This is a genomic window from Pelomonas sp. V22 (genome assembly GCF_030014915.1).
Lineage (GTDB): Bacteria > Pseudomonadota > Gammaproteobacteria > Burkholderiales > Burkholderiaceae_C > JAUASW01.
This window is the reverse complement of record NZ_JAGIXS010000001.1, coordinates 67,854-85,088: the sequence shown is the minus strand read 5'-3', so window position 1 is coordinate 85,088 and position 17,235 is coordinate 67,854. Positions and strand designations below refer to the sequence as shown.

The window sequence follows — 17,235 nt, the reverse complement described above, 5'->3', positions numbered from 1 at the left end:
CAGCGTCGGGTGACAGTGATAATGGGCCGCCCTTTGTTCTCAGACCCGGCACAACAGCCCTTGAAGGCTGATCGCAGGTCAGGACGGCGTCCATCGGCAGCGGCGCGCTCCATCCCTCCCGAAAGGCTGAAGCGCGGGTTAACCCTGCTCTTGGCAAGGCGTGCGGATTTTACGGTCCAAAAATAACCGGTCAAGGCTACAAGGCCTTTTCTAAATTACTGATAGTTATGAAATACAGGGATCTGCGCGATTTCATGGCGGCATTGGAGGGCATGGGCGAGTTGCGCCGCATCGCCGAGCCGGTGTCGCCGGTGCTGGAGATGACGGCCTTGAGCGACCGCGTGCTGCGCGCCGAAGGGCCGGCCCTGTTGTTCGAGCGTCCCACCGGCTTCCAGACACCCGCGCTTACCAATTTGTTCGGCACGCCCCGGCGGGTCGCCTTGGGCATGGGGGCCGAGAGCCTCGCTGAACTGCGCGAGGTCGGCCAGGTGCTGGCCAGGCTCAAGGAACCCGAGCCGCCCAAGGGCCTGAAGGACGCCGGGCGGCTGCTGCAGATGGCCAAGTCGCTGTGGGACATGAAGCCCAGTCTGGTGCGCAAGGCCGCCTGCCAGCAGGAATGCTTTGAAGGCCCCGATGTAGACCTGAAACGCCTTCCCATCCAGACCTGCTGGCCCGGCGACGTGGCGCCGCTGATCACCTGGGGCCTGGTGGTCACACGCGGTCCGCAGTCAGTGGCGCAACCGCGCTTGCGCCAGAACCTGGGCATTTACCGCCAGCAGCTCATCGCCAAGAACCAGGTGATCATGCGCTGGCTGGCCCATCGGGGCGGGGCACTGGACTTCCGGGCCTTTGCCCTGGCCAAACCTGGCCAGCCGTTCCCCATTGCCGTGGCCCTGGGTGCCGACCCGGCCACCATCCTCGGCGCGGTGACGCCGGTGCCGGACAGCCTGTCCGAGTACCAGTTCGCTGGCCTGCTGCGCGGCTCCCGGACCGAACTCGTCGAAACAGGCGTGGGCGAGGCCGGCCGCATGCTGCAGGTGCCGGCCAGTGCCGAGATCGTGCTGGAAGGGCATATCCCCACGGCGGCGCCCGGCTTCACCGGCCACAGCGAGGACGGCGTGCCGCTGAAGGAAGTGGGCGGCTATCTGCACGCCCTGGAAGGCCCCTATGGCGACCACACCGGCTACTACAACGAGCAGGACTGGTTCCCGGTGTTCGAGGTCAGCCGCCTGACGCAGCGGCAGGACCCGATCTACCACTCGACCTACACCGGCAAGCCGCCTGACGAGCCCGCCATCCTCGGCGTGGCCTTGAACGAGGTCTTCGTGCCCATCCTGCAGAAGCAGTTCACGGAGATCGTCGACTTCTACCTGCCGCCTGAGGGCTGCAGCTACCGCATGGCGGTGATCTCGATCAAGAAGTCCTACCCCGGCCATGCCAAGCGGTTGATGTTCGGCCTGTGGAGCTTTCTGCGCCAGTTCATGTACACCAAGTTCATCGTGGTGGTGGACGAGGACATCAACATCCGCGACTGGAAGGAAGTGGTCTGGGCCATCACCACGCGCATGGACCCGGTGCGCGACACCACCCTGGTGGAGAACACGCCGATCGACTACCTGGACTTCGCCTCGCCGGTCAGCGGCCTCGGCGGCAAGATGGGCTTGGACGCCACGAACAAATGGCCCGGTGAGACACCGCGCGAATGGGGCCGCACCATCACGATGGAGCCGCAAGCGCAGCAGCGCGCCGACGCCTTGTTCGAACAACTTTTCGGGCGTTCTGGCAACTAGGGTTTGCAGCCCGGCCGCTGCCTTGTATTGGCTAGTGCGCTCACCTACTGTTGTTGGGCCTGTTCGCAGGTTCAACCTCTGGCGCAATCTTTGCGCGCCAGGAGCCCTGGAGCAAATCGCTCCGGAGCCCCAATGACGGCGTGTCCGTCCGCCCCACCCCTCCCGGGGTGGGGTTTGTCATTTCTGGGCCGAGCATTTGGCGCCGCTCAATGGCCGGAGATCAGGCCCAGCACCTCGGTCCACACGTAGCGGTTCTTGCGGAAGCCCGGGCTGCCGGGCAAGAAGTCGCCCCAGCTCCAGGGCGCCTCGGGCCGGTAGTCGACGCCAGCCGGAATCAGCGTCAAGCCAGCCGGCGCTTGCGCCTCGAAGGCGCGCAGCGCTCGCGGCAGGTGCATCACATGCGTGACCAGCAGCACGCGCTTCACCCCGGCCGCCTGCAACAGCGGCAGACTCTGGCTGGCGTTCTCCCGCGTGTCGCGCGAGCCACTCTCGGTCCAGCGCAGCGGTAGGCCGTATTCCTCGCTGGCAATGCGCTGGGCCAACTCGGCCTCGGGCTTGCGGCCTGTGCCGCCAAGCGGTGAGATGCCGCCGGAAAAGCCCAGCGGCGCGTGCAGCCGCCGCGCCAGCCAGATGCCGTAGCGCAGTCGCTCCAGCGACAGCGGGCTCAGGTCGGGCGCGAATTCGATTTCCGCCGCCTGGGCGACGCTGCCGCCCCCCAGCACCAGCACCGCCGTATCGGGCTGGTTCGCCAAGGCCACCAGCTGCGCCGAGTTCAGGGGTGGGGGCGGGTTCAAGAGCCAGCGCTGCAGCGTACAGGCCAGCCATTCGGTGCAACTGAACCAGCCGTAAAGCAGGCCGGCCACGATCAGCCACAGGCCGAGCCGGCGTCGCCGCAGCCAGAGGCCGCCGAGGGCCATGAGGATCAGGCCCGGCGTCGGCGGCAGCAGCAGGGCGAGCAGCAGGGGTTTCAAGAGGTAGAGCGCTTCATTGGAAGATGGCATGGGCGATATCGTAGGGGCCGCACAATGTCAGCCGGATTGACTCCCGATGCCGATGCGCCATCTCCCCATGCGCCTGCCCATTCGCCGCCGCTGGCTGCTCCTGCTGCCCGTACTGCTGATCGTCCTGCCCTTGCTGATGGCCTGGCTGTTGTTGCCGCGCTGGATCGAAGGGCGCGGCATGGGCCTGGCCAGCGAGGCGCTGGGCCGGCCGGTCTCAGTGGCGGCCGCGCATTTCCAGCCGTGGCGCCTCGGTCTGGTGCTGGAGCAACTGCGCATCGGGCCGGCGCCGGCGGGCAGCGAGGACCTGCTGCAGGTCCAGCGCATCGATGCGCGCCTCTCCTGGCGCTCGCTCATCCACCTGAGCCCCATCCTCGGCTCGCTCACGGTGGAACAGCCCTTGGTGCGGCTGTCGAGGCTCGATGAAGACCACACGAGCGTCGACGACCTGATCCAGCGCTTCGCCGCCAAGCCGAACGAGCCGAACCCGGCTGCGGGCAAAGAGCCGGACTTCGCGCTGTACAACATCCGCTTGCTCAGGGGCCAGGTCCTGCTCGACGACAAGACGGCCGGCCGCCAGCACAAGCTCGAGCAACTGGACCTGGAGCTGCCCTTCATCTCCAGCCTGGACACCGACGAGCAGGTGCAGGTGCTGCCGCGTCTGCAGGGCAAGCTGAACGGCGTGAATTTCGGAAGCCAAGCCTCGCTGAGACCCTTCGACCCGCGCCATGACGGCAGCCTGGACTTCCACCTGGCCGAGACGGATTTGCAGCCCTACGCCGTCTACCTTCCCAGGGAGCTGCCGCTGCAATTGCAGCGCGGCAAGCTGGCGTTGGACCTGAAGCTCAGCTTCTCCCGCCCCGAGAAGCAGGCACCGCAGCTGACACTCAGCGGCACGCTTGCGGCCAAGGATTGGGCGCTCAGCCAATCCGGCAAGGACTGGCTGACCTGGCAGCAGCTGCAAGTGAAGATTGCCGAGCTGCTGCCCTTGCAGCGCCGCCTGCGCCTGGCCGGCATTGAGCTCGATGGCCTTGGCCTGCAACTGCGCCGCGATGCGCAAGGCCGCCTGCAATTGCCGGTCCATGCAGAGCCGGCGAAGGCCGCCCCCGCGCAGGCCATTGCGCCGGCACAGCCCTGGCAGTTGGCCCTCGATCAGCTGGCGCTGCGCAAGGCCAGCCTGGCCTGGACCGATGCGGCGCCCGCCGCCCAGTTGCTGCTCCAAGACATCGAGCTCAAGGCGCAAGGCCTGCAGTGGCCGCTCGGCAAGCAGGCCGCCAGTTTCGAACTCGCCAGCCGCTTGAAGGACGCCCGGCTGGCGCTGAAGGGCCAGTTGTCCGCCGAGGCGCTGAAGGCCGATGCCGACCTGCAGGACTTTGCGCTGGAAAGCCTGGCCGCCTACCTGAAGCCCGTGAGCCCGCTGGCCTTGCGCGGCCGCCTCTCCAGCCATGCGGCCCTGCAGTGGGACAAGCCGATGGAGGCCGCCAGCGCACCGGTCGTGAAACTCGGCGAGTTGTTGCTCGACAAACTGCAGGCCGGGCCCGATCTGAGCCTGGCGCGCCTGAGCCTCGACCAGGCCGAGATCCAGCCCGCCAAGCACCAGGTCCAGCTGGGCCAGTTGCGGCTGCAGCAGCCGCGTCTTGCGATCAAGCGTGGCGGGGAGGGCGGCTGGAACTTCGAGCGGTGGATGCCGCCGTCTGCCGAAGCAAAGCCGGGTGATCCACCCACGCCTTGGCAGCTGCAACTGGCGGGATTCACCTTGGAACAAGGTCAGGTCGAACTGCAAGACGCCAGCACGCAGCGCCCGGTCCACCTGGTGGCCAGCGAGATCGCCGCCAAGCTGCAGGACCTGGCCTGGGGCAAGCCCGCCAGCAGCGCCATGCAGCTGAGCCTCAAGCTCGGCGCCGTGCGAGACGGCCGCGCCAAGGTGGACGAGAACGGCAAGCTGCGCTGGACGGGCCGGCTGAGCCTGCCCGAGCCGCAGCTCGCAGGCCGCCTGGTGGTCGAGCATCTGCCGCTCGGCGGCATCAGCCCCTACCTCGAGCAGCAGCTGGGCCTGCGCCTGCAGCGCGCCGATGCCAGCTGGCAGGGCGATGTGGAGCTGGCCGGCCCGCGCTTGAAGCTGGCCGGCGACCTGCAACTGGCCGACCTGTTGCTGCGCATGGCGCGCGGTGAAAACCGCGAGGAATTGCTCAGCTGGCGCGGCCTGAATCTCAGCGGCCTCAAGTTCGCCGTGGCGCCCGATGAAGCGACCCGGGTGGCCGTGGCGGAAACCCGGCTCGATGAATTCTTCGCCCGGCTCGATATCGCGCCCGATGGCCAGTTCAACCTGCGCGGCCTGAACCAGCCGGCCAATGCCAATGCCGGCGCCACGCCGCCCGCTCAGGCCGCGGCCAAGCCGCTGCAGTACCAGCTCGGTCCCGTCCGGCTCAGCAATGGCCGCATCGACTTCAGCGACCGCTTCATCCGCCCCAACTACAACGCCCGCCTGAGCGAGCTCAGCGGCAGCGTCGGCGCGTTGGCGAGCGACAAGGCCGAGATGGCCGCCGTCGAGCTGCATGGCAAGGTCGCGGGCACGGGCAAGCTGGAGATCGGCGGGCGCTTCAAGCCGAGTCCGCTGGCGCTGGACATCAAGGCGCAGGCCAGCGAGATCGAGCTGGCGCCGCTCTCGCCCTATGCCGGCAAGTACGCCGGCTACGCCATCGAACGCGGCAAGCTCTCGACCAAGCTCGAATACCAGATCGCGCCCGGCGGGAAGCTGCAGGCCAACAACCAGGTCATCCTCAACCAGCTGCAGTTCGGCGACAAGGTCGACAGCCCGGACGCCACCTCGCTGCCGGTCAAGTTCGCCCTGGCGCTCTTGAAGGACCGCGACGGCGTGATCGACATCAACCTGCCCATCTCCGGCTCCATCGACGACCCGGAGTTCAGCGTCGGGGGGCTGGTCTGGCGGCTCTTCCTCAACCTCGTTGGCAAGGCGCTCACGTCGCCCTTCAGTCTGCTGGCCGGTGGCGGCCATGAAGATGCCAGCAGCCTGGCCATGCTGCCCGGCAACAGCGAGCTGGGCAGCGAGGGCATGGCCAAGCTCGACAAGCTGGCCAAAGCCCTGATCGACCGGCCGCAGCTGCGCCTGAACATCACGGGTTCCGCATCGCTGGAGGCCGAGCGCAATGCCTTGTTGACGCTGCGCCTGGAGCAGGCCTTGAACGCCGAGCGCCAGCGCGAGCAGCGGCGCGATGCCAAGGCCCAGCCGAGCCGCGATCAGGTGCTGCGCACGCTCTACCAGCGCACGGACCTGAAGACCCGACCGCGCAACCTGGTGGGCCTGCTCAAGGACCTGCCGGCGGCCGAGATGGAAAAGCTGCTGCTGGACTCATACGTCGTCGATGCCGAGACAGCCCGCCGGCTCGCACTGGCGCGGGCCGTGCTGGTGCGCGATGCGCTGATCGCGCGCGGCGTGCCCAACGAACGCCTGTTCCTGGCCGCACCCAAGGGCGGCGATCCCCAGGTGGAGCTGGCCCTGGAGGCGCCATAGGTATGGTGGCTCCGCTATGCTGCCGGCCCCTGCAAGCCTTTCGGAGCACCTGGCGATGAACACCCTGGAACGCATCACCCTGGCCGGCGGCTGCTTCTGGTGCACCGAGGCCGTCTACGAGCTGGTGCGCGGCGTGCAGCATTGCGAGTCCGGCTACGCCATGGGCCAGTTGCAGAACCCCAATTACGAGCAGGTCTGCTCCGGCAACACCGGCCATGCGGAAGTGCTGCGCATCGACTTCGATCCCTCGGTGGTCAGCCTGCGCGAGCTGCTCGAGGTGTTCTTCGTGATCCACGACCCGACCACCTTGAACCGCCAGGGCGCCGACGTGGGGACGCAGTACCGCTCGGGCATCTATTTCGAGGCGCCGGAGCAGGAAGCGGTGTGCCGCGAGGTGCTGGACGAGGCCAACCGTGCGCATGGCGGACGCGTCGTGACCGAGCTCGCGCCCCTGCGCGACTACTGGCCCGCCGAGCCCTATCACCAGCACTACTACGCCCGGCATCCGGACCAGGGCTATTGCGCCTTCGTGGTGGCCGGCAAGGTCGAGAAATTCCGCAAGACCTTCGCCCGCCTCATGCGTAAGGACACTGCCTGAGTCGGCCGGAGCCGGCACAATAGCGCCCGCCATGCAAGTCTCACTTCACCGTCTGCGCCAACGCACCCGCCGCTTCGGCTGGCTCGTGTTGTGGCTGGCCGCGACGGTGCTGGCCACCCAGGCTCTGGGCCAATGGCACGGCCTGGTCCACGGCCAGAAGCTGGAACTGAAGAAGCAGGCCCTGGGCCACGATGCCGGCAGCAAGGACTGCCAGCTGTTCGACCAGCTCAACCAGCAGCTGGGCTTCGACTGTGCGCCGCCGACCTGGCAGGCGCTCAGCACCGCGCAAGCGGTACCGCAGGCCCTGCCTGCCGGCTTGATTCAGACCGCACCGGCGGTCACCCGGGCTCGCGGCCCGCCCTCCTTGACCTGAACCCCATCAGGTGCCCTGTGTCGCCCCAAGTCGGGTCGCTGCGGGGCTGAGGTGCATTCGCGTCCGGCTCTTGCGAGCCTGGGCGCCCGCTGAGTCTTCCATCCATGTTCAAGTCCAAGAACCCCAAGCTGTTTCCGCTGAGCGCGCTGGCCCTGGCCTGCCTCCCTCATTTCGCCCGGGCCGACAACGCGCCCGCTGAGGCTCCGGCCGCCAGCGGCGCTGCCGCAACGACCGCTGCAACGACCGCCACAACAGCGGCCGCCACATCGGCCGAGAAGCTGAGCACCGTCGTCGTGACCGGCAATCCGCTGCGCAGCAGCGAAGCCCCGGGCCAGCTCCGCAGCCTCGCCGGCGACGAGCTGACGCTGCAGCGCGGCACCTCGCTCGGCGACACGCTGAGCGGCCTGTCCGGCGTCAGCTCCACCTACTTCGGGCCGAATGCCAACCGGCCGACCATCCGCGGCCTCGATGGCGACCGCGTCCGCCTGCTGAGCAACTCCGGCGCATCGGTCGACGCGTCCAGCCTCAGCTTCGACCATGCCGTGCCCATGGACCCGCTGGTGATCGAGCGGGTCGAGGTGCTGCGCGGCGCTTCCGCGCTGCTCTATGGTGGCAATGCCTTGGGCGGCGTGGTCAACACGCTGGACAACCGCATCCCGCGCCAGCGCCAAAACGAGCTCAGCGGGGTTACCGAGTTCCGCCTCGGTGGCGCCAATGGCGAGCGCAGCGCTGCTGCCGTGCTCGATGGTGGTTCGGGCGACTGGGCCTGGCATGCCGACATCGCCGGCCGCCGCACCGACGACTTGCGCGTGCCGCGCTTCACCGACCCCGAGGGCCAGACCGGCAGCCGCGTGCGCAACTCCGCCAGCGAGAGCCAGGGCGGCGCCGTGGGTGGCTCGCGCCAGTTCAGCAACGGCTATGTGGGCCTGTCGCTGGACAGCTATCGCACCGACTACGGCGTCACCGTCGAGCCCGACGTCAAGATCAAGATGCAGCGCGAGCGCCTGGCCAATGCCGGCGAGTTCCGCTGGAACGACGGCCCGCTGCGCCGCCTGCAATGGCAGGCCTCCAGCAGCCGCTACGAGCACCGCGAACTGGAAGGTGATGGTGCGGTGGGTACGGTCTTCAACAGCCGGGGCAAGGACCTGCGTGTCGAGGCCGAACATGCGCCCATCGGCTTGCTGCGTGGCATCGTCGGCACGCAGATCGAGCGCGGCGACTTCTCGGCCCTCGGTGAGGAAGCGCTGGTGCCAACCACGCGGACCCGCAGTGCCGCCGTCTTCGTGCTGGAGCAAGTGCAGCTGGGCGACTGGCACCTCAGTGCCGGCGGCCGCCGCGAGCAGGTCCGCGTCAACTCCGACGGCGACAGCACCGACAGCACGACGCCGCGCTTCGGCGGGCCGGACCAGCGCCGCTTCAAGCCCGGCAGCCTCTCGCTCAGCGCCAACTGGCATCTGGCCTCGCAGTGGGAGCTGTCGCTCAACCTGAACCAGAGCGAGCGGGCACCGACCTTCGCCGAGCTCTATGCCAATGGCGTGCACGTGGCCACCGGCGCCTTCGAGCGCGGCGATACCCAGCTCGGCCTCGAAAAGGCGCGCGGCTCCGAGTTGAGCCTCGGTTGGGAGCAGGGCGGTGCCGGCGTGCGCGTCGGCATCTACCGCACGCGCTTCTCCAACTACATCGCCCTGCAAGCCACCGGCGAGCACGAAGACGACCAGCCGGTCTATGCCTACCGGGGCGTGCGAGCCCAGCTGCAGGGCTTCGAGGTCGAGGCCCACCAGGAATGGAAGCTGGCCGCCGGCAATCTGCGCCTGACGGCGGCGCTCGACGCCGTGCGTGGCACCGAGCTGGCCACCGGCGAAGCCTTGCCGCGCCTGGCGCCGATGAAGGCCGTGCTCTCGGCCGAATGGCGCCAGGGCCCCTGGTCCAGCCGCGTCGAATGGCGTGGCGTGGCGCGCCAGGACCGAGTGCCGGCGCTCGATGAAGCAACGCCCGGCTATGGCATGGTGCGCGTGGCGCTGGCGCGGCAGTTCCGCATCGGCGAGAGCGATGCGCTCTGGTACCTGCGCCTCGACAACCTCGGCAACCAGCTCGCCTACAACGCCAGCAGCCCGCTCACCATCCGGGGCTATGCGCCGCTGCCGGGCCGTGCGGCGCAGACCGGTGTGCAGATCCGCTTCTGAGGCAGGCGAATCAGGGGGCCAGTCGCTCGCGCAGCCACTGGCCGTCGGCCTGCAATCGGTAGCTGAGGCGGTCATGCAGACGCGAGCGGCGGCCCTGCCAGAACTCCCAGTACTCAGGCACCAGGCGGTAGCCGCCCCAGTGCGGCGGGCGCGGCGGATTGAGGCCGTGCTGCACGGCGGCCTTGGCCGCATTGGCCACCAGCACCGCGCGCGAGCTGATCACCTGCGACTGCGGCGAGGCCCAGGCACCCAGGCGCGAATCCAGCGGGCGGGTCTGGTAGTAGGCGTCGGACTGCGGCCCCTCGACCTTCTCGACCCGGCCCTCGATACGGACCACACGCTCCAGCTCCACCCAGTGGAACTGCAGCGCGGCGAACGGATGCCCGGCGAGTTCCTGGCCCTTGCGGCTGTCGTAGTTGGTGTACCAGACCAGTCCACGGGCATCGACATCCTTCACCAGCACGATGCGGGTCGAGGGGCGGCCGTTCGCGCCCACGGTGGCCAGCGTCATTGCATTGGGCTCGGAGACGTCGAGCTTCACGGCCTCGTCGAACCAGGCCTGGAACTGGGCCAGCGGCTCGGCCGCTGCGGCCTCGTCCTCGAGTTCGGCGCGCTCGTAGCTCTTGCGCATGTCGGAGAGTTTGCTCATGGCGGAAGTATCTCTCTCGCCAGATATTCCCTGCGGCTTATGCAGGGCTTCCCTTAAGTGCAGGACCCTATGGTTCGTGCGCTGAGCGCACTGCATGCTGTCTCCCATCGGCAACCGGCGGCCCAGCTGGCCGTCTGCCGCAGACCAAGGAAGTACCGATGATCAAACGACGACCGGTTGTCGTCGTCCTCGCCGCAGGACGCGGCCTGCGCTTTCGCGGCAATGGGCACAAGCTCGAACAGAGCCTGGGCTCGGGCACCTTGTTGTCGCGCACCGTGGCGCATGCGCTGGAGACCCAGCTGCGTGTGGTCGTGGTGAGCAGCGAAAAGCTGGCCCCCATGGTGACCGGCCTGATGGGTGCGAACGACGTGATCAAGGTGCCCGAGCTGGCCAGCAGCGGCCGGCCCAATCCGCTGGGCATGGGCTTCTCCATCGCGGCCGGCGTGGCCGCCACCGGCGATGCCGAGGGCTGGCTCATCGTCCCGGGCGACATGCCCTTGCTGACACCCGCCACCATCCTCGCCGTGGCATCCGCCATCGAACAGTACCCGGTCGCCTTCGCGCAGTACCGGGGCGTGCGCGGCCATCCGGTGGGCTTCAGCGCCGAGCTCTATTCCGAGCTGGTGGCCCTGGAAGGCGACGAAGGCGCCCGACGCCTGCTGGCGCGCTATCCGGCCCAGGCCGTGGACGTGGAAGACCGTGGCGTGCTGGTCGACGTGGACACGGTGGAAGACCTCGCACGCCTGCGCGGTGAGCAGGCCCGCGAGCGGCTCAGTTCCGGCGGCTGAGCAAACCACCGGGCGGGTCCAGCGGCTGGCTGCGGTGGTGCGGCTTGTGGGCCGCCGTACCCGTCCTGTAACCTGGGAGTGCCTCCGCTCCTGTAATATGGTTACTTGATTTCACCCGGGCGAGTTACATCGTCGCGTGCTGCATGACTCACAAGACCCTGAACGAAGTGACGGAGCGCATCCGTCGGCGCAGTGCGGCCACACGCCAGCGCTACCTGGACGGCATCGCCAAGCTCGCCGGCCGCCAGCGCGGCATCGAGCGCATGGGCTGCGCCAACGTGGCCCACGCCGTGGCCGCCATGCCGGCCAACGACAAGCTGCGCATCGTCGCCGAGAAGGCGCCGCACCTGGCGGTGGTCACGGCCTACAACGACATGCTCTCGGCCCATCAGCCCTACGAGGGCTACCCGGCGCTGATACGCGACGAGGCGGCGAAGCAGGGCGCCACCGTGCAAGTGGCCGGCGGCGTGCCTGCCATGTGCGACGGCGTGACGCAAGGCCTGCCCGGCATGGAGCTGAGCCTGTTCTCGCGCGACACCATCGCCATGAGCACGGCCATCGCGCTCTCGCACGACGTGTTCGATGCGGCCCTGCTGCTCGGCATCTGCGACAAGATCGTGCCGGGCCTCTTGATCGGCGCCTTGCATTTCGGCCATCTGCCCTGCGTCTTCGTGCCGGCCGGGCCGATGAGCTCGGGCCTCTCGAACAACGACAAAGCCAAGGTGCGCGAGCTCTATGCGCAAGGCAAGGTCGGGCGTGACGAGCTCTTGAAGGCCGAGTCCGCCGCCTACCACGGCGCTGGCACCTGCACCTTTTACGGCACGGCCAACAGCAACCAGATGCTGCTCGAGGCCATGGGTCTGCATGTGCCCGGCGCGGCCTTCGTCCATCCGCACGATCCGCTGCGCGAGCGCCTGAGCCGCGAGGCTGTGCGCACCGCGCTGCGCATCACCCCCAAGCGCGACTACACACCCATCGGCCAGCTCGTGGACGAGCGCGCCATCGTCAATGCCATGGTGGCCCTGCTGGCCACCGGTGGCTCGACCAACCACCTGATCCACTGGGTGGCCGTGGCCCGTTCGGCCGGCATCCTGATCGACTGGAGCGATTTCTCGGAGCTCTCCGGTGTCGTGCCGCTGCTGGCCCGTGTCTACCCGAACGGCTCGGCCGACGTGAACCAGTTCCAGGCCGCCGGTGGCCCGGGCTTCGTGATCCGCGAGCTGCTAGACGCCGGCCTGATGCACGAGGATGTACTGAGCGTAGCCGGCAAGTCGCTGCGGCCCTTTACGCGGCTGCCGGTGACCAGCGAACAGGGTGTGGGCTGGCAGGACCTGCCTGCCGCGAGCAGCGACGATTCGGTGGTGCGCACGGCGGCCGCGCCTTTCAGCGCCACCGGCGGCCTCAAGCTGCTGGCCGGCAACCTGGGCCGCGCCGTCATCAAGGTCTCGGCCGTGCCGGAAGACCGGCACATCGTCGAAGCACCGGCCCGCATCTTCAACGACCAAGACAGCATGCTGGCCGCTTTCAAGGCCGGCGAGCTGGAGCGCGACGTCGTCGTCGTCGTGCGCTTCCAGGGGCCGCAGGCCAATGGCATGCCCGAGTTGCACAAGCTGACCCCGCCGCTGGCCGTCTTGCAGGGCAAGGGCTTCAAGGTGGCCCTGGTGACCGATGGCCGCATGAGCGGCGCCTCGGGCAAGGTGCCGGCAGCCATCCATGTGTCGCCAGAGGCACTTGCGGGCGGCCCACTGGGCAAGCTGCGTGATGGCGACCTGGTGCGACTCGATGCCACCACGGGCGAACTGCTCGCCCTGGTATCTGAAACCGACTGGGGCGCCCGCGAGCAGGCCCAGATCAGCCCCGAACAGGCCGACGACAACGCCCACGGCCTCGGCCGAGAGTTGTTCGGCGGCATGCGCCGCAACGTCAAAACCGCCGAAGAAGGCGCCGTGACTTGGCTCTAACCCTGGTTGTGAACTCCATGAGCACCGAAACCCTCAGCCTGGCCAGCCACGGCCCCGTCATTCCCGTCATCGTGATCCAGAAGCTGGAGCATGCCGTGCCGCTGGCCGAGGCCCTGGTGGCCGGCGGCGTCAAGGTGCTGGAGGTGACGCTGCGCACCCCGGCGGCCCTGCAGGCCATGGAGGCCATGGCCCGGGCCGTGCCCGAGGCCATCGTCGGCGCCGGCACGCTGCGCACGGCGGCCGATGTGCAGGCGGCCAAGAATGCCGGCTGCCGTTTCGGCGTCAGCCCCGGCTATACCGATGCCCTGGCCGCTGCCTGCAAGGAAGTGGGCCTGCCTTTGCTGCCAGGCGTCTCAACCGCCAGCGAGGTGATGCAGGCCAGCAGCGCCGGCTTCCAGTTCCTGAAGCTGTTCCCGGCCGTGGCCGTGGGCGGCGTGAACCTCTTGAAGGCCTTGTCGGGCCCTTTCCCGGACATTGCCTTCTGCCCCACCGGCGGCATCACGCCGGAGACGGCACCGCAGTTCCTCTCGCTGCCGAACGTCAAGGTCTGCGGCGGTTCCTGGCTCACGCCGCAGGACGCGATGGACGCGGGTGACTGGGGCCGCATCACGGCCCTTGCCAAGGCGGCATCAGCCCTGCGGTAGGTCGAAGACCAGGCAGGTGGTGCTGGCGTGCGCATAAAGGCGCCCGTCATGCCCCACCAGATCCGCCTCGGCGGTGGCCACCTGCTTGCCGCCATGCACCACGCGGCCGATGGCGCGAACCAGTGGCACTTTCTCGTTGAGCGCGCGTACCAGGTTCACCTTGAACTCCAGCGTCGTGTAGCCGCGGCCGACCGGCATGGTCGTGTGGACGGCGCAGCCCAGCGCTGAATCGAGCAGGGTGGCGTACCAGCCGCCGTGCACGCTGCCCATCGGGTTGTAGTGGCGGCGTTGCGGCTTGCCCTGGAAGATCGCTTCGCCAAAGGCCACTGAGACCAGGCCGAAATCCAGCGTCTCGGCAATCGGCGGCGGCGGAAGCTCCCCGGCCAGCATGGCCTCCATCATCTGCAAGCCGGTGCGTCCGCGGACCTGGTCGGGGCGTGAGACGCCGCTCGCCAGCAGGCGGGCTCGCACGGCGGCCTCGTCAGCCATCCATTGCTGCAGCACTTGATCGTGATTGACGGACTGGTCCATGCGAGACTCCAAACTGTTGTAGCTGCAATTATTGTAAATACAATCAAGCCATGGCAAGTCGCACCACAAAGCCCGGCAGCCCGCAGGGCTGCACCAACTTCAAGCTGCGCCAGTTGGCCCGGCTTGTGTCGCAGCACTGCGAGCCCTTCTTCAGCGAGACCGGACTCAAGACCACGCAGTACTCGCTGCTCTCGCACATCGACCATCTCGGCCCCTTGGCGCCGGGGCAGCTCGCAAAACGCATGGGGCTCGATGCCTCGACGCTCAGCCGCAATCTGCAGCCTTTGGTCAACGCCGGTTTGGTGGAGCAACTGCCCGGCGAAGACGCCCGCAGCCTGCTGGTGCAAGTGACAGCAGTTGGCCGCACCAAGCGCGCCGAGATGAAGGCGGATTGGAAGCGCGCACAGTTGTCGGTCAACGCCACACTCGGCGATGAGCGCGTGCAGCGCCTGCATGCCTTGCTCGACGAGTGCCTGGCCCTGATGCGGGAGGAGGCGGCGGCAGAATAGCCACATGCCTCTTGCCAATGACTCAAAGCCCGCCAGCTACTACGCCGCCACCGCTCCGAAGATCCAGTTCTCCTCGCTTGCCGGCACCGGCACTCAGCTTGAAGTCGCCGTCGTAGGCGGCGGCTTTGCCGGCCTCGCCACTGCGCGAGGTTTGCAGGAGCGCGGCATGAGGGGCGTGGCCGTGCTGGAGGCCATGCGCATCGGCCACGGCGCCTCCGGCCGCAACGGCGGTTTCGTGTTCGGTGGCTACAGCCGCGACGCGCGCGAACTGCTGCTGGACCTCGGCCCCGGACCGGCCCGCGAGCTCTATGCCTTGAGCCGCTCGGCCGTGGGGCTGATACGCGACCGCATCCAGCGGCACGCCATTGATTGCGACCGCATCGAAGGCGGCGCGCTGCTCCTGAACTGGTTCCGCGGCAGTGCCCGCGCCAGCGCCGAGATGCAGGCGCAGCGCGACTTCCTGCGGGAGCATTTCGGCACGGTCTGGGACGAGGTCGATGCCGCGCAAGTGCGCGACTGGTTGGACAGCGAGCGCTACGGTTGCGGCCTGATGGAGCGCGACGCTTTCCACTTCCATCCCTTGAAATACGCCTTGGGCCTGGCTCAAGCGATTGAAGCGGACGGCGGGCGCGTTCATGAGCACTGCGCGCTGGCACGCCTCGAACCGAAGGCTGGCGGAGGCTTTCGACTCTGGACCGGGAACGGCGCCAGCCTCGAGGCGCAGCAAGTGGTCATCGCCGGCGGCGGCTATCTGCAAGGCCTGTTGCCCGAGCTGACTGGCGCCCGCTTGCCCATTGCCACTTACGTGATGGCTACCGAGCCGCTGTCTGGGGCGCTCAATCCAATCCGCACACCGGCAGCGCTGTACGACAACCGCTTTGCCTTTGACTACTACCGGCTGATGCCCGACCGCCGGCTGCTGTGGGGTGGCCGCATCTCGACACTGGAGCGAGCGCCGGAGCGCATTGCCGAGCTGCTGCGCGCCGACATGCTGAAGGTCTACCCGCAACTGGCTGGCGTGCGCATCGAGCATGCCTGGAGCGGTCTGATGAGCTATGCCCGCCACAAGATGCCGCAGATCGGCGAGCTGTCACCGGGCCTCTGGTTCGCCCAGGCCTTTGGGGGGCACGGCGTGGCGCCGACAACGGTGGCCGGCGAGTTGCTCGCCGATGCCATTCACGGACGCAAGCCCTTGCCTGCTGCCTTGAGTCGCTATGGCCTGACGCCGGTATTCGGCAAGCTCGGCCTGCTGGCCGCGCAAGCCAGCTACAGCTGGGCCGAGCTGCGCGATGCTCTCAGGGAGCGGGCGGCGGGCTGATCAGAGGTCGATCTCGACGATCACTGGCGCGTGGTCGCTCGGCCGCTCGTTCTTGCGTGGCAGCTTGTCGATCACGCAAGACCTGACCCCTGATTGCAGGGCCTTGGAGACCAGGATGTGGTCGATGCGCAGCCCCTGGTTCTTGCGGAAGGCGAGATTTCGGTAGTCCCACCAGCTCCAGCTCTTGGGCGCCTGCTCAAACATGCGGAAGGCGTCCACCAGGCCCAGGTCCAGCAGGCCCTGGAAATGCGCGCGTTCCTCGGGCGTGCAGTGGATCTGGCCGGCCCAGCCCACCGGGTCGTAGACGTCACGGTCTTCCGGAGCGATGTTGTAGTCGCCCATCAGCACGAGCTTGTCGTTCGCTTGCAGCTCGGCCTGCACCCAGGCGCGCAGCGCGTTGAGCCAGGCCATCTTGTAGACGAACTTGTCGCTGTCGGGTGCCTGGCCGTTGGGGAAGTAGGCGCCGATGACGCGCACGCCATTCACGGCGCCAGCGATCACGCGGGCCTGGTCGTCGGCAAAGCCCGGGATGTTCTTGACCACCAGGTCGGCCGGCGTCTTGCTGATCAGGGCCACGCCGTTGTAGGTCTTCTGGCCGAACCACTGCACCTGGTAGCCGGCCGCGCCGATCTCCATCGTGGGGAACTTGTCGTCGGTCAGCTTGGTTTCTTGCAGCACGAGGGCATCGACCGGATTGGCGGCAAGCCAGTCGAGCAGTTGCGGCAGGCGCACGCCCAAGGAGTTCACATTCCAGGTCGCCAGCTTCATGGTTTTCGTCCTTGTCAGAGGTGGAACCAGGCCACGCCGCCAAGGGCGATGCCAACGAGGCCCATGGCGATGGTGGCGACTTCCATCCAGCGCTTCTTCGTGAGCAAGGCGATCGCGGCCAGCGCGATGGAGACCGACAGCGCCGTGGTTGCCTGGGCCCAGCGGTGATGCTGGTGCATCTGCTCCGCGCTCTTGTGGTCCAGTTCGCTGGATTCGGCTTCGAGCTTCTCGGCTTCCGCCTTGATCGCGTTCTTCTCGCCCTCGTAGCGCTCGATCTTCTGCTTGTACTTTGCCTTCTGCTCTTCGCTGGTCGAGAGGTCCAGCGCGATCTCGGTCAGGTTCTGCTTGCTGCTCTTGGCCTGGTAGTAGGCCCAGCGGTTGGCGGCCTCGGTCTTCTTGATCGCGGCGTCGTTCTTGTAGAGGCCGGCATTGGCCTGTGTGGCGCCACCCATGTAGGAGAACATGGCGCCGACCGTCGCAAGAATGGCGGTGATCACCGCCAACTGGCCAGCGAGGCCCTTGGGCTCGTGCTGCGCCGCATGCTCCAGCTCGTGGTCGTGCGGGCCGTGGACGTGAAAACCATGTCCGGACAT

Annotated in this window: 15 protein-coding genes; 10 read left to right on the top strand and 5 right to left on the bottom strand. The window is 67.9% G+C overall.

What is annotated here, in order from left to right:
• Positions 1 to 227: 227 nt before the first annotated feature.
• On the top strand, positions 228 to 1,790 hold the full coding sequence (gene ubiD / locus J7U46_RS00390) for a 4-hydroxy-3-polyprenylbenzoate decarboxylase (protein ID WP_282822835.1): 1,563 nt from the start codon (positions 228 to 230) through the stop codon (positions 1,788 to 1,790).
• A 206-nt stretch (positions 1,791 to 1,996) separates the two neighbouring features.
• Here ubiD and J7U46_RS00385 read toward each other — a convergent pair whose 3' ends face one another.
• Positions 1,997 to 2,791 carry a YdcF family protein gene (locus tag J7U46_RS00385; protein ID WP_282822834.1) on the bottom strand — a complete coding sequence of 265 codons (795 nt, stop codon included), beginning with the start codon at positions 2,789 to 2,791 and terminating at the stop codon, positions 1,997 to 1,999.
• A gap of 67 nt (positions 2,792 to 2,858) precedes the next feature.
• Between J7U46_RS00385 and J7U46_RS00380 the strand changes: the two genes are divergently transcribed.
• From J7U46_RS00380 to J7U46_RS00365, 4 genes are all read left to right on the top strand, one after another.
• Positions 2,859 to 6,320, top strand: a complete 3,462-nt coding sequence (locus J7U46_RS00380) for a DUF748 domain-containing protein (protein WP_282822833.1) — start codon at positions 2,859 to 2,861, stop codon at positions 6,318 to 6,320.
• A 55-nt stretch (positions 6,321 to 6,375) separates the two neighbouring features.
• Positions 6,376 to 6,918 carry a peptide-methionine (S)-S-oxide reductase MsrA gene (msrA, locus tag J7U46_RS00375; protein WP_282822832.1) on the top strand — a complete coding sequence of 181 codons (543 nt, stop codon included), beginning with the start codon at positions 6,376 to 6,378 and terminating at the stop codon, positions 6,916 to 6,918.
• 31 nt (positions 6,919 to 6,949) lie between these two features.
• Positions 6,950 to 7,291, top strand: a complete 342-nt coding sequence (locus J7U46_RS00370; RefSeq protein ID WP_282822831.1) for a hypothetical protein — start codon at positions 6,950 to 6,952, stop codon at positions 7,289 to 7,291.
• A gap of 104 nt (positions 7,292 to 7,395) precedes the next feature.
• Positions 7,396 to 9,474, top strand: a complete 2,079-nt coding sequence (locus J7U46_RS00365; RefSeq protein ID WP_282822830.1) for a TonB-dependent receptor — start codon at positions 7,396 to 7,398, stop codon at positions 9,472 to 9,474.
• 10 nt (positions 9,475 to 9,484) lie between these two features.
• Here J7U46_RS00365 and pdxH read toward each other — a convergent pair whose 3' ends face one another.
• Positions 9,485 to 10,123: a pyridoxamine 5'-phosphate oxidase gene (gene pdxH / locus J7U46_RS00360; protein ID WP_282822829.1), complete on the bottom strand. Its 639-nt coding sequence runs from the start codon at positions 10,121 to 10,123 to the stop codon at positions 9,485 to 9,487.
• Between the two features lie 158 nt (positions 10,124 to 10,281).
• Between pdxH and J7U46_RS00355 the strand changes: the two genes are divergently transcribed.
• From J7U46_RS00355 to J7U46_RS00345, 3 genes are all read left to right on the top strand, one after another.
• Positions 10,282 to 10,911, top strand: coding sequence for a nucleotidyltransferase family protein (locus tag J7U46_RS00355; protein ID WP_349239478.1), 630 nt, complete (start codon positions 10,282 to 10,284; stop codon positions 10,909 to 10,911).
• A gap of 143 nt (positions 10,912 to 11,054) precedes the next feature.
• On the top strand, positions 11,055 to 12,872 hold the full coding sequence (gene edd / locus J7U46_RS00350) for a phosphogluconate dehydratase (RefSeq protein ID WP_282822828.1): 1,818 nt from the start codon (positions 11,055 to 11,057) through the stop codon (positions 12,870 to 12,872).
• Between the two features lie 17 nt (positions 12,873 to 12,889).
• Positions 12,890 to 13,516, top strand: a complete 627-nt coding sequence (locus J7U46_RS00345) for a bifunctional 4-hydroxy-2-oxoglutarate aldolase/2-dehydro-3-deoxy-phosphogluconate aldolase (protein ID WP_282822827.1) — start codon at positions 12,890 to 12,892, stop codon at positions 13,514 to 13,516.
• On the opposite strand, the gene J7U46_RS00340 is transcribed toward J7U46_RS00345, so the two are convergent.
• Positions 13,502 to 14,047, bottom strand: coding sequence for a PaaI family thioesterase (locus tag J7U46_RS00340; protein ID WP_282822826.1), 546 nt, complete (start codon positions 14,045 to 14,047; stop codon positions 13,502 to 13,504). The two genes, J7U46_RS00345 and J7U46_RS00340, sit on opposite strands and share 15 nt — an antisense overlap.
• Positions 14,048 to 14,097: 50 nt before the next feature.
• Here J7U46_RS00340 and J7U46_RS00335 point away from each other — a divergent pair, with 50 nt between their 5' ends.
• On the top strand, positions 14,098 to 14,556 hold the full coding sequence (locus J7U46_RS00335; protein ID WP_282822825.1) for a MarR family winged helix-turn-helix transcriptional regulator: 459 nt from the start codon (positions 14,098 to 14,100) through the stop codon (positions 14,554 to 14,556).
• A 4-nt stretch (positions 14,557 to 14,560) separates the two neighbouring features.
• Complete coding sequence (locus tag J7U46_RS00330; protein ID WP_282822824.1) at positions 14,561 to 15,874, top strand: FAD-binding oxidoreductase; 1,314 nt, start codon at positions 14,561 to 14,563, stop codon at positions 15,872 to 15,874.
• Here the strand turns inward: J7U46_RS00330 and xth are convergent, their stop codons facing one another.
• Together xth and J7U46_RS00320 are read right to left on the bottom strand one after the other, a co-directional pair.
• Complete coding sequence (gene xth / locus J7U46_RS00325) at positions 15,875 to 16,642, bottom strand: exodeoxyribonuclease III (RefSeq protein ID WP_282822823.1); 768 nt, start codon at positions 16,640 to 16,642, stop codon at positions 15,875 to 15,877.
• Positions 16,643 to 16,656: 14 nt separating this feature from the next.
• Complete coding sequence (locus J7U46_RS00320; protein WP_282822822.1) at positions 16,657 to 17,235, bottom strand: DUF4337 domain-containing protein; 579 nt, start codon at positions 17,233 to 17,235, stop codon at positions 16,657 to 16,659.